This window comes from Pseudomonas sp. CFBP 8770 (assembly GCF_014841705.1).
Classification (GTDB): domain Bacteria; phylum Pseudomonadota; class Gammaproteobacteria; order Pseudomonadales; family Pseudomonadaceae; genus Aquipseudomonas.
This window is the reverse complement of the sequence record NZ_JACYUL010000003.1, coordinates 450,172-462,258: the sequence shown is the minus strand read 5'-3', so window position 1 is coordinate 462,258 and position 12,087 is coordinate 450,172. Positions and strand designations below refer to the sequence as shown.

At 65.0% G+C, this 12,087-nt stretch carries 9 protein-coding genes; 5 read left to right on the top strand and 4 right to left on the bottom strand.

Annotated features, from left to right (window positions below):
• Positions 1-57: 57 nt before the first annotated feature.
• The 5 genes from dusB to IFT98_RS09370 all read left to right on the top strand — a co-directional run bounded on the left by dusB (position 58) and on the right by IFT98_RS09370 (position 7,369).
• Positions 58-1,071, top strand: coding sequence for a tRNA dihydrouridine synthase DusB (dusB, locus tag IFT98_RS09390; RefSeq protein ID WP_192048171.1), 1,014 nt, complete (start codon positions 58-60; stop codon positions 1,069-1,071).
• Positions 1,068-1,388, top strand: a complete 321-nt coding sequence (gene fis / locus IFT98_RS09385) for a DNA-binding transcriptional regulator Fis (protein WP_049861977.1) — start codon at positions 1,068-1,070, stop codon at positions 1,386-1,388. The genes dusB and fis overlap by 4 nt, the downstream gene beginning before the upstream one ends.
• Positions 1,389-1,468: 80 nt before the next feature.
• A complete protein-coding gene (purH, locus tag IFT98_RS09380) occupies positions 1,469-3,076 on the top strand; it encodes a bifunctional phosphoribosylaminoimidazolecarboxamide formyltransferase/IMP cyclohydrolase (protein WP_122480312.1) in 1,608 nt (535 codons plus the stop codon).
• A 148-nt stretch (positions 3,077-3,224) separates the two neighbouring features.
• A complete protein-coding gene (gene purD / locus IFT98_RS09375; RefSeq protein ID WP_192048169.1) occupies positions 3,225-4,511 on the top strand; it encodes a phosphoribosylamine--glycine ligase in 1,287 nt (428 codons plus the stop codon).
• Between the two features lie 92 nt (positions 4,512-4,603).
• Positions 4,604-7,369 (top strand): hybrid sensor histidine kinase/response regulator, encoded by a 2,766-nt coding sequence (locus IFT98_RS09370; protein ID WP_192048166.1) that lies wholly within the window; start codon positions 4,604-4,606, stop codon positions 7,367-7,369.
• A 140-nt stretch (positions 7,370-7,509) separates the two neighbouring features.
• On the opposite strand, the gene cobJ is transcribed toward IFT98_RS09370, so the two are convergent.
• Genes cobJ through cobG form a run of 4 tightly spaced genes read right to left on the bottom strand, consistent with a single transcriptional unit; the run spans position 7,510 to position 12,068 of the window.
• Positions 7,510-9,201 carry a precorrin-3B C(17)-methyltransferase gene (gene cobJ / locus IFT98_RS09365; protein WP_192048164.1) on the bottom strand — a complete coding sequence of 564 codons (1,692 nt, stop codon included), beginning with the start codon at positions 9,199-9,201 and terminating at the stop codon, positions 7,510-7,512.
• A complete protein-coding gene (locus IFT98_RS09360) occupies positions 9,201-9,932 on the bottom strand; it encodes a precorrin-2 C(20)-methyltransferase (RefSeq protein WP_122796484.1) in 732 nt (243 codons plus the stop codon). Before IFT98_RS09360 ends, cobJ begins: the two co-directional genes overlap by 1 nt.
• Positions 9,932-10,558: a precorrin-8X methylmutase gene (locus IFT98_RS09355; protein ID WP_192048162.1), complete on the bottom strand. Its 627-nt coding sequence runs from the start codon at positions 10,556-10,558 to the stop codon at positions 9,932-9,934. Before IFT98_RS09355 ends, IFT98_RS09360 begins: the two co-directional genes overlap by 1 nt.
• A complete protein-coding gene (gene cobG, locus IFT98_RS09350; protein ID WP_244650913.1) occupies positions 10,551-12,068 on the bottom strand; it encodes a precorrin-3B synthase in 1,518 nt (505 codons plus the stop codon). The genes IFT98_RS09355 and cobG overlap by 8 nt, the downstream gene beginning before the upstream one ends.
• Positions 12,069-12,087 lie beyond the last annotated feature (19 nt).

Below are 12,087 nucleotides of genomic sequence, written 5' to 3'. Positions count from 1 at the left end.
TATTATGCCAACCCTTTTTCGAACTCTCATGATCCGGCCCCACAACAGGGAAGTCCTATGTCGGCGGTACGCATCGGCCCATACACCTTGAACAACTCGCTGATCCTGGCCCCCATGGCCGGGGTCACCGACCAGCCCTTTCGTCAGTTGTGCAAGCGCCTGGGCGCAGGCCTGGTGGTGTCGGAAATGGTCACCAGCGACATGAGCCTGTGGAACAGCCGCAAATCCCGTCTGCGCATGGTCCACGAGGGCGATCCCGAGCCACGCTCGGTGCAGATCGCCGGAGGGGACGCGCAGATGCTGGCGCAGGCGGCACGTGCAAACGTTGAGGCCGGGGCGCAGATCATTGATATCAACATGGGCTGCCCGGCGAAGAAGGTATGCAACAAGGCAGCGGGGTCTGCCTTGCTCAAGGATGAAGCGCTGGTGGCGCAGATTCTGGAAGCCGTGGTGGCCGCCGTGGATGTGCCGGTAACCTTGAAGATTCGCACGGGCTGGGACCGCTCCAACCGCAATGGCATCGCTGTTGCAAAGATTGCCGAGCAGTCGGGCATTGCCGCGTTGGCGGTGCACGGTCGCACACGCGCCGACCTTTACACCGGCGAAGCCGAATACGACACCATCGCTGCGATCAAGCAGGCGGTGTCCATCCCGGTCTTCGCCAACGGCGACATCGATTCACCGCACAAAGCCCGGCAGGTACTGCAGGCGACCGGTGCCGACGGCCTGTTGATAGGACGCGCGGCGCAGGGTCGGCCCTGGATCTTCCGGGAGATCGAGCATTACCTGCGCACCGGCGAGCTGCTGCCGGCACCGCAGTTGAATGAAGTGGAAAGCATCCTGCTGGAACATCTGCAGGCCCTGCACGCCTTTTACGGTGATGTGATGGGCGTGCGCATCGCCCGCAAGCATGTTGGCTGGTACCTGTGTACACAGCCTGGCGGACGTGAATTTCGCACCCATTTCAATGGGCTGCAAGAGACGCAAGAGCAATGCGCCAACGTTCGCGAGTTTTTCGGCGAGCGCTATAGAAGCCTTGGTGAAAGGGACGCGAAAGAGGTGGCCGCATGACGATGATGAGCGAGACTTTAGTGAGTGGAACAACGCCTGTGAGCGACAATGTAAACCTCAAGCAGCATCTGAACACGCCGAGCGAAGAGGGCCAGACCCTGCGCGGCAGTGTCGAGAAGGCGTTGCACAACTACTTTGCCCACCTCGAAGGCGCCTCCGTCACGGACGTGTACAACCTGGTGCTGTCCGAAGTCGAAGCTCCCCTGCTTGAAAGCGTCATGAACCACGTCAAGGGCAACCAGACCAAGGCCAGCGAGATGCTGGGCCTGAATCGAGGCACCCTGCGCAAGAAACTCAAGCAGTACGACCTGCTGTAACCGAAGCATTCAAACCAGAAAAGGCGACCCAGCGGTTCGCCTTTTTTGTTGACTTCTACGCTTTGAAGATGGAAATCGTGATGACCGACCAGACCACCCGCCTGCCGATCCGCCGCGCCTTGATCAGCGTTTCCGACAAGACCGGAATCGTTGAATTCGCCCGCGAACTGGAAGCCCTTGGCGTCGAGATCCTGTCCACCGGCGGTACCTTCAAGCTGCTGCGCGACAACGCCGTGGCTGCCGTGGAAGTGGCCGACTACACCGGCTTCGCCGAGATGATGGACGGCCGCGTGAAAACCCTGCATCCGAAGATCCATGGCGGCATCCTCGGCCGTCGCGGTACCGACGACGCGATCATGGCCGAGCACGGCATCCAGCCGATCGACCTGGTGGCGGTCAACCTCTACCCCTTCCAGGCGACGATTTCCAAGCCTGGCTGCGACCTGGCCACGGCCATCGAGAACATCGACATCGGCGGGCCGACCATGGTCCGTTCCGCGGCGAAGAACCACAAGGACGTGGCCATCGTGGTCAACGCCGGTGACTATGCCCAGGTGCTAGCCGGGCTCAAGGCCGGCGGCCTGACCTACGCGCAGCGCTTCGACCTGATGCTCAAGGCGTTCGAACATACCGCCGCGTACGACGGCATGATCGCCAACTACATGGGCACCATCGACCAGACCGGCGAGCGTCTGGGCACCGAAGGCCGCGGCGAGTTTCCGCGGACCTTCAACAGCCAGTTCGTCAAGGCGCAGGAGATGCGCTACGGCGAGAACCCGCATCAGAAGGCGGCATTCTATGTCGAGGCGCAGCCGGCCGAAGTGGGCATTGCCACGGCGACCCAGTTGCAGGGCAAGGAGCTGTCCTACAACAATGTGGCCGATACCGACGCCGCCCTGGAGTGCGTGAAGAGCTTCGTCAAGCCGGCCTGCGTCATCGTCAAGCATGCCAACCCCTGCGGCGTGGCCGTGTGCCCGGACGCCGAGGGCGGCATCCGTCAGGCGTACGAACTGGCCTACGCCACCGATACCGAATCGGCGTTCGGCGGCATCATTGCCTTCAACCGCGAGCTGGATGCGGCCACTGCCAAGGCCATCGTCGAGCGTCAGTTCGTCGAAGTGATCATTGCCCCGAGCGTCAGCGAGGAAGCCCGCGCCATCGTGGCGGCCAAGGCCAATGTGCGCCTGCTGGCCTGCGGGCAGTGGTCGGCCGAGCGTGCCGAGGCGTGGGACTACAAGCGCGTCAACGGTGGGCTGCTGGTGCAGAGCCGCGACATCGGCATGATCGGTGCCGATGACCTCAAAGTCGTGACGCGCCGGGCACCCAGCGAACAGGAAATCCATGACCTGATCTTCGCCTGGAAAGTCGCCAAGTACGTGAAGTCCAACGCCATCGTGTACGCCAGGAACCGACAGACCATCGGCGTCGGTGCCGGGCAGATGAGCCGGGTGAATTCGGCGCGCATCGCGGCGATCAAGGCTGAACATGCCGGCTTGCAGGTGCAGGGCTCGGTCATGGCGTCGGATGCGTTCTTCCCGTTCCGCGACGGCCTGGACAATGCCGCCAAGGTGGGCATCACCGCGGTGATCCAACCGGGCGGCTCGATGCGCGATGCCGAGGTGATTGCGGCCGCTGACGAAGCCGGCATCGCCATGGTATTTACCGGCATGCGCCATTTCCGCCACTGATCTGGCGACGGCCGCATTGAAGATGCGGCCTCCTACAGTGATGTTTCACGGGTACGCCGCCCCTGTAGCAGCGGCGCAAGCCGCGTCAGGTCGTTACGCGGCGTACCGCGAACACCCTTAGAATTCCGCTTTACCGAGGTTTTGAACCATGAACGTATTGATCATCGGCAGCGGCGGGCGCGAGCATGCGCTGGCCTGGAAAGTCGCCCAGGACCCACGGGTCCAGAAAGTTTTCGTGGCACCGGGCAATGCCGGTACCGCCACCGAGGCCAAGTGCGAGAACGTCGCTATCGACGTGCTGGCATTGGAGCAACTGGCGGACTTCGCCGAACAGAACGTTTCGCTGACCATCGTCGGCCCTGAAGTGCCGCTGGTGGCTGGCGTGGTCGACCTGTTCCGCTCGCGCAACCTGGATTGTTTCGGCCCGACCGCAGGCGCGGCCCAGCTCGAAGGTTCGAAAGCCTTCACCAAGGATTTCCTCGCGCGGCACAAGATTCCTACCGCCGATTACCAGAATTTCACCGAGATCGAGCCGGCACTGGCCTATCTGCGTGAAAAAGGTGCGCCGATCGTCATCAAGGCCGATGGCCTGGCTGCGGGCAAGGGCGTGATCGTTGCCATGACCCTGCAGGAAGCCGAAGACGCCGTACGCGACATGCTCGCCGGCAACGCCTTCGGTGACGCGGGTTCGCGGGTGGTCATCGAAGAATTCCTCGACGGCGAGGAAGCCAGCTTCATCGTCATGGTCGATGGCAAGAACGTGCTGCCCATGGCCACCAGCCAGGACCACAAGCGCGTGGGCGACGGCGATAGCGGCCCGAACACCGGCGGCATGGGTGCGTACTCCCCTGCCCCGGTGGTGACCGCCGAGGTTCACCAGCGGGTCATGGATCAGGTCATCTGGCCGACCGTGCGCGGCATGGCGGAAGAAGGCAATGTCTACACCGGTTTTCTTTATGCCGGGCTGATGATCGACAAGGCCGGCAACCCCAAGGTCATCGAGTTCAACTGCCGTTTCGGCGACCCCGAAACCCAACCGGTCATGCTGCGCCTGCAGTCGAGCCTGATCCTGCTGATCGAAGCGGCTTTCGCCCAGGCGCTGGACAAGGTCGAGGCTCAGTGGGACCCACGGCCGAGTGTCGGCATCGTGCTGGCGGCGGGTGGCTATCCGGGCGACTATGCCAAGGGTGATGCGATCGGCGGCCTGGACGCGGCGGCTGCCGAGACCGGCAAGGTATTCCATGCCGGCACCGCGCTCAAGGATGGCCAGGTCGTCACCGCCGGTGGTCGTGTGCTGTGCGCCACGGCACTGGGCGACAGCGTCAGCGCCGCGCAGCGCCAGGCCTATGCACTGGCTGCGAAGATCGATTGGCAGGGTTGTTTCTATCGCCATGACATCGGCTACCGGGCCATTGCCCGCGAAAGCGGCAAATAAGCGTGGTGACTGTCGGGGGCTTCAAGCCCCCGACACACGTTTCATGGCGCACGCGGCTATAATCAGGCATTCATCTACGAAGGGATTTCGCCTTGCGCTGGCTCAGGACTGCCATAGGATTCACCGCTGGCCTGCTGGCCCTGCTCTGTGTGCTCGGCGCCCAGGCAGAGTCGGCGGGCGGCTGGTCGATGTTGATGGACGAGGACGGTCGGCTGCAGTTGGGCGACGTGCGCTCCGAACGCTTCCAGAATCAGTTCGCCCCGGTGCAACTGCGCCAGGTCAACGCCGCCGGGCCCAACGGTGCGTTGTGGCTGCACTATCGTCTGCCAGCGACCGACCAGGAATTGTTGCTGCGTATTTTCTGTCCTGACCTGAAGGCCCTGGATTTCTATGTGCTCGATGCCGACACGCTGATCAGACGCGTGTCGTCGGACACCGATGTCAACACCGAGGCACCACTGGCCAGCAGCGACCATCTGCTGACCCTGCCGGTAAGCCAGAAGCCCCTCGACGTCTACCTGCGGATCGCCTCGGAACACCAGATCCGCCCCAGCATCGTTCTGCAATCTTCCTCCGCAGCGGCCGCCGATCAACGTGAGCCGTTGCTCTTCGGGCTGCTGCTGGGCTGCGTTGCGATGCTCATCCTGCACAACCTGATGTGCTTCGCCCATCGCCGTTCCAGCAGCAGCCTGTGGCTGGCCTGCTCCCAGGCCTGCCTGTTGGCCTCGGCCCTGATCCTGTTCAACTTCACCGGCCCCTGGGTTTCGCTGTGGCCGGCGGCGCGTACACCAGCGGCCTACAGCGCGCTGCTGCTGGCATCGATGACCGGGCTGATGTTCTGCCTGCGTTTCTTCGCCGTACGCGGCCATCAGCGCTCCAACCGCATCATCAAGGCCGAGGTTGCCCTGATCGCCCTGTGCGGGCTGTTGCTGCTGTTCATCGACGGCCTGCCGTTCAACTTCTTCGCCTACGGCCTGCTGGCCCTGACCAGCATGACCATGTTGATGATCGGCATCTGGCACTGGCTGCAGGGTTATCGCCCGGCACGTACCTTCTGCCTGGGGCTGCTGGTGTGCAACCTGGGGTGCCTGGTGGTACTGCCGGCGCTGTTGGGCCTGACCCGCACACCTTCGCAGTGGCTGATTTTCACCTTGCTCGGGTTCGCCATGGTCGGCGGGGTGATCCTCAATACCGCGCTGACCCAGCGCCTGCGCAGCATCAGCGAGGATCGCTTCAGCGCCAGCCGGCAGTTGGCGGCCAGCACTGCCGAGATCAACGCCAAGGCAGAGTTCCTGGCCAAGCTCAGCCACGAGATTCGCACCCCCATGAACGGCGTCCTGGGCATGACCGAGCTGTTGCTGGGCACACCGCTGTCGGTCAAGCAACGCGACTACGTGCAGACCATCCACAGTGCCGGCAACGAGCTGCTCGGTCTGATCAACGAGATCCTCGACATCTCGAAGATCGAATCCGGGCAGATCGAGCTCGACGACGTGCAGTTCGACCTGCACGCCCTGATCGAAGACTGCCTGAACATCTTTCGCGCCAAGGCCGAGCAGCAGAACATCGAGTTGATCAGTTTTACCCAGCCCCAGGTTCCGCGAGTCATCAGCGGGGATCCGACGCGTCTGCGCCAGGCGCTGCTGAGCCTGCTGGACAACGCGCTGAAGAAGACCGACCAGGGCGAGATCCTGCTGGTGGTGGCGCTCGACCAGCGCAGCGCTACCCCGCGCCTGCGCATCGCCGTGCAGGACAGCGGCGAGCCGATGCCGGGCGCCGAACGCGAAGCGCTGCTGCACACCGAATTGCGCAGCACCAACCTGCTCGACGGCAACCGCCTGAGCGGGCACCTGGGGCTGGTGATCGCACGCCAACTGGTGCTGTTGATGAAGGGTGATTTCGGCATCAAGAGCGGCAGCGAGCATGGCAGCACCCTGTGGCTGACCCTGCCGCTGGATCCGCAACGCCTCGAGCAGCCTGCTTCGGACCTTGATCTGCCGCTCAAGAACGCGCGGGTGCTGGTGGTCGACGACAACGAGACATGCCGCAAGGTGCTGGTGCAGCAGTGCAGTGCCTGGGGCCTGAATGTCAGCTCCGTGCCGTCGGGCAAGGAAGCCTTGGCCTTGCTGCGGACCAAGGCGCATTTGCGTGACTATTTCGACGTGGTCTTGCTGGACCAGAACATGCCCGGCATGACCGGCATGCAACTGGCCGCGAAGATCAAGGAAGATCCAAGCCTGAACCACGACATTCTGTTGATCATGCTGACCGGCATCAGCAATGCGCCGAGCAAGGTCGTGGCGCGCAATGCCGGGATCAAGCGCATCCTGGCCAAACCGGTGGCCGGCTACACCCTCAAGACCACGTTGGCCGACGAGCTCAGCCACCGCGGAGAAAGCGAGGCACCGCCACTCGCTGCCGCCCACCTGGCGCCTATCGATCTGCCCAGTGATTTTCGTATTCTGGTGGCCGAGGACAACAATATCTCCACCAAGGTGATCCGCGGCATGCTCGGCAAGCTCAACCTGCATCCCGACACGGCCAGCAATGGCGAGGAAGCCTTGAAGGCGATGAAGGCCCAGCGTTACGACCTGGTGCTGATGGACTGTGAAATGCCGATTCTCGACGGCTTCTCGGCGACCCGTCAGTTGCGGGCCTGGGAAATGGGCAACCAGCGCGTGCGCACACCGGTGGTGGCGCTGACCGCGCATATTCTCAGCGAGCACAAGGAGCAGGCGCGCCAGGCCGGCATGGACGGGCATATGGCCAAGCCAATCGAAATGTCACAGTTGCGCGAGCTGGTGGAGCACTGGGCCTCCCAGCGCGAGGCCATCGTGCCGCCTTTGAAAACCCTCTGACCTTGCACGTGCCCCTGTAGCAGCGGCGCGAGCCGCGTCGGCGGCAAACGCGGTGTATCAGGAAATGCGCGGTGCAGCCGGACGCGGCTTGCGCCGCTGCTACAGGGGGCGTTCGGCGGCGGTTGGTGTTCGTTTGTAGATCAGGGTTTCGTGCCGTACCAGCGTGGGGTGTATACCCAGGTGCCGCCTGCGGCCTTGGCGAAGGTGCAGGTGGTGGAGGAGCCCACCAGCACCATGGTGCGCATGTCCACCTGTTCGGGCGTCAGCTCGCCCAGCGTTATGACCCGCAGGGTCTGGCCGGGACGGCCGATGTCGCGGCCCAGCACCACGGGGGTGGCAGGCGTGCGATGCAGGCGAACGATGTCCAGCGCCTTGCCCAGTTGCCATGGCCGCGAACGGGAAATCGGGTTGTAGAACGCCAGGGCCAGATCAGCCTGACAGGCCAGGTCCAGGCGCTTCTCGATGATTGCCCAAGGTTTGAGGTTGTCGGACAGCGACAGCACGCAGAAATCGTGGCCCAGCGGCGCGCCGGCCTGGGCCGCCGTGGCCAGGGAGGCCGACACGCCGGGCAGCATCTGCAGCTCTACCGCGTGCCAGCTCGGGTCGTCGGATTCGTGCAGCGCCTCCAGCACCGCAGCCGCCATGGCGAACACGCCGGGGTCACCGGACGATACCACCACCACCGAGCGCCCCTGAGCGGCCAGTTCGAACGCGTGCCGGGCACGCTGCATCTCTTCGCGATTGTCGGTGCAGTGCAGCACCTGATCGGCGCGAAACGGGCCGGCCATGCGCACGTAGGTTTCGTAGCCCAGAACGTCGTTGGCACGCGCCAGCTCCGCCTTGACCGCCGGGACCATGAGGTCGGCGGCCCCGGGGCCCAGGCCGATGACGGCCAGACGTCCGCGCGGCCGGCCAATGCCCGACAGGTCCAGTGGCTGCTCGGCCATGGCGATCGCCAGATGTTCGCCGATCGCCACGGGCGACGACTGCGGCACCGCGTGGCCGGCCATCTGCACCAGCGAGCCCTGCGCCGTGGCAAACCGCAGCGGCACGCCCAAGTCGGCGGCAGCGTCGTGCAGTGCCGGATCGGCCATGGCGCACTCGTCCGCCAGCAGGCACGCCAACGCAGGCAGGGCAATATGACAGCCCTGCAGTGCATCGCGTACGGCTTGCGCGAGGTGGGGCAGCGCTGCATTCACCGCCACCAGCACGCTGCGCGGATGGATGAGCAGTTCGTGGGCAACCGGTGCCCGCGCGGCGCTGCCGACATGGATGGTCAGTCGCGCCTGTGCGTCCTTGGGCAACCGTGCGTCGTCCAGCCAGGGCGCGGCGCCTTCGACGCGTACCCGCTCACCGGCGAGCAGATCGGAAACGAAGCGCTTGCCCAGTTCCAGGTCGGCCAGGGCATAGCCGCTGGGCGGATTGAGCAGGCAGGTACCGAAACGCAACTCGCCGCTGGTGGTGATCGCCGCGGCGGCCCCCAGGCCTGCGCCAATCTCGCGAGCCAGCACGTTGACCCCGGCCAGGCCACCCAGCAGCGGCACCACGGCGCTGCCGTCTTCGGCCACGGCCAGCACCGGCGGTTCGGCGCCCTTCTCCAGCAGCAGCGGCGCCAGGCAGCGGATGACGATGCCCGCCGCGCACAGGGCAATGATCGGCGTGTCCTGTCGATACAACTGACGCAGGGTGGCGCCGAAGTCCTCGTAGCTGCGGTCGACACCGGTCACGCGCTCGGCCAGGCCGTGGATCAGCGCCTGTGGATAGAGTTGCTGCAGGCGCCGCGCGGTGGCCAGGGCGCCGCTGCCGAGAATGACGATTGCGGGAGCGTGCATCAGCCTTGCCACCTCTCACCGGGAACGATGATCAAGGAAAAATAGGGCGACGAGGTCGGATCGACTTCGGCCAGGGGGACGATCTTCTGATTGGCCATGGTGGCGCGCTCGACGTACAGCGCTCGCTCGGCCAGGCCAAGCTCGGTCAGCACCTGGCGAACCTTGGGAAAGTTGCGGCCCAGCTTCATGATCACGGCGGCGTCGGCGTCGGCCAGGCGCCGCTTGAGGTCGTCCGCCGGCAGCACGCCAGACAGCACCGAGAGGCTCTGGTTGCGATACACCAACGGTGCACCCAGCACCGAAGCACCGCCGAGCATCGAACAGACGCCAGGGATCACCTGGGCTTCATAGCGCTCGGCGAGCCGGTCGTGCAGGTACATATAGGAGCCGTAGAAGAACGGATCGCCCTCGCAGATCACTGCCACGTCACGGCCGGCATCCAGGTGCGCGGCGACGTCCAGGCTGGCGGTGTCGTAGAAATCGCTGATGACCTGTTCATAGGACAGCGGCGCGGGCAGTGCCTCGGTAGTGACCGGGTAGACCAGCGGCAGCAGGGTTTGCAGAGCCTGCAGGTGGCCCTCGATGATGCCGAAGGCGTTGCCCTTCTTGCCCTTGGCAACGAAATAGGCCACCACAGGCGCCTCGCGCAACAGGCGCAGCGCTTTTACGGTGATCAGTTCGGGATCGCCTGGGCCTACGCCCAGTCCCAGCAGACGGCCACGCGGTTGCATCACTCGACCTCCGTGGCCAGTGCATTGACCGCTGCGGCAGCCATGGCACTGCCACCCTTGCGGCCTTCGACGATGACGAACGGCACACCACGGCTGTCCGCCGCCAGCATCGCCTTGGACTCGGCCGCGCCGACGAAGCCGACTGGAAAGCCGAGGATCAAGGCGGGCTTGGGCGCGCCGGCATCGATCATGTCGAGCAGGTGGAAGAGCGCGGTGGGGGCGTTGCCGATGACCACCACCGCGCCCTCCAGATGGGGTCGCCACAGCTCCAGCGCAGCCGCCGAGCGGGTGTTGCCCAAGGCTTGGGCAAGGGCTGGCACGCTGGCGTCCTTGAGGGTACAGATCACCTGATTGTTGGCGGGCAGCCGGGCGCGGGTGATGCCCTCGGCGACCATGCGCGCATCGCACAGGATCGGCGCGCCGGCAGCGAGGGCGTCGCGTCCGGCCTTGCCGGCGCCGGGCGAGAAGCGCAGGTCCTGGACGACATCGACCATGCCGCAGGCGTGAATGACCCGCACGGCGAGTTTCTCCAGGTCGGCGGGGATCTGGTCCAGCTTCGCTTCGGCACGAATGATGGCGAAGGAGTTGCGATAGATCTCCTGACCATCGCGGATGTAGTCAATCATGGGTGTCGCTCCGTGAGCGGTCGCGCAGCAGGGCAGCGGCCGCATCCAGTGAAAGATGGCGCGCGAGCAGAGTCCCGAACCCGGGTCGTTCGGCGTCGCGCAGATACAGGTCATAGTGGCCGGCACTGCTGGCCAGCAGGGTCGCCGGGGCGACATGGGCCGCGGCGCAGGAACGTGGGCAGCCGCTCAGATGTACGCTCAGGGGCGCCTGTGCAGGCAGCAAGGTGGCAAGGCGAACGGCATCCGCCTTAGTGTCGGCCAGGCCCTTGGCACAGCCGCTGGCGCCCGTGCAGGCGATCATGGCCGCCAGTGGCTGCTGCGCGCTGGTGATGAAACCCAAGTGGGTCAGGGCCTGGAGCACGGGTTGCGGATCGCGTAGATCAGGCAGCAGCAGGCCTTGCCATGGGGTCATGCGCAGGGTGCCGTTGCCGTGATCACGAGCGAGCTGGGCGGCGCCGCGCAGCATGGCCGGGGTCAGCCGGCCCAGGGGGGCCAGGGTGCAGATGAAGCTCACGCCTGGTTGGCGCTGTGGCTGGATGCCCAGTTCGAAAGCGGCCAGCGGCTTGTCCAGTGGTGCAGAGCAAACAGGCAGACCCAGGGTGCTGAGGAGTGCCTGGGTGGTGTCAGTGGCGGCCTCTTCGCGGGCAGAGCCCGCTCCCACAGGTGCAGCAATCTTGCCTGCCTTGGCTGTGGGGGCTGGCATGGTGGTATCAGCGACGAGGAGCCTGTGGGAGCGAGGCGGGCGGCTGAGTTCTCTGCCTGCGAAGACGGCGTCGGCAAGCAGATCGCGCATTCGCGTGTGTTCAGGGCGCGCCAGTTCGAGGAAGCGGTCCAACACCGCCACCACCAGGGCATGGCCTTGGTCAAAAGGCACGGCGCCCACGGCAGGGTCGCTCCCGGGACCGCCGGCCAGGCCGAACGCCCACCAGCATTGCCCATCACGTTCGAAGGCCGACAGCCACAGATCGTGGTGATGCTCGAGCATCGCCAGGCGCTCGCCGCCGTGCAACTGCACCGCGAACTTGGCCGACAGCGCATGGAAGCGCGGCTCGGTTTCCAGGCTGTGGATGACCTGGGCCGCCAGTGGGCGCGTGTCGACGACCTGTTGGGGGTCGATGCCGGCGGTGGGGCTGAGCATGACATTGCGCACGTCGTCACCGGCCGCGTCCCGTGGACCCAAGCCAGCCTGCAGCAAATGCTCGATCAAGGCCTGATGACGTTCACCGATACCCCGAATCTGCAGATTGCTGCGGTTGGTCGCCTCGATCGTCCCCTGAGCGAACCGCTCGGCGGCTTCGGCCACCGCTTCGGCCTGGTCGGCACCCAGTTCGCCACCGGCCAGTTTGATGCGGCAGATCCCCCCGTCCAATGCCTGCACGATACGCAGCAACCCCGGACACGCCGAGGGGCGGACAACGTTCGAGGTCTTGTTCAAAGGGGCACCGGACACGCGCGAAAAACCACTGGAATGGGTAAGGCGCGGTATTATGCCTGCTTTGGCCGAAGGCATGAAAAGTCTGCCCGTCGGA

Bases quoted from the DNA above. Each gene is read 5' to 3' on its own strand.
- dusB (WP_192048171.1), top strand. From the start codon at position 58: ATGTCGGCGGTACGCATCGGCCCATACACCTTGAACAACTCGCTGATC.
- IFT98_RS09355 (WP_192048162.1), bottom strand. From the start codon at position 10,558: ATGATTGACTACATCCGCGATGGTCAGGAGATCTATCGCAACTCCTTC.
- cobG (WP_244650913.1), bottom strand. From the start codon at position 12,068: ATGCCTTCGGCCAAAGCAGGCATAATACCGCGCCTTACCCATTCCAGT.
- purD (WP_192048169.1), top strand. From the start codon at position 3,225: ATGAACGTATTGATCATCGGCAGCGGCGGGCGCGAGCATGCGCTGGCC.
- purH (WP_122480312.1), top strand. From the start codon at position 1,469: ATGACCGACCAGACCACCCGCCTGCCGATCCGCCGCGCCTTGATCAGC.
- IFT98_RS09360 (WP_122796484.1), bottom strand. From the start codon at position 9,932: ATGCAACCGCGTGGCCGTCTGCTGGGACTGGGCGTAGGCCCAGGCGAT.
- cobJ (WP_192048164.1), bottom strand. From the start codon at position 9,201: ATGCACGCTCCCGCAATCGTCATTCTCGGCAGCGGCGCCCTGGCCACC.
- fis (WP_049861977.1), top strand. From the start codon at position 1,068: ATGACGATGATGAGCGAGACTTTAGTGAGTGGAACAACGCCTGTGAGC.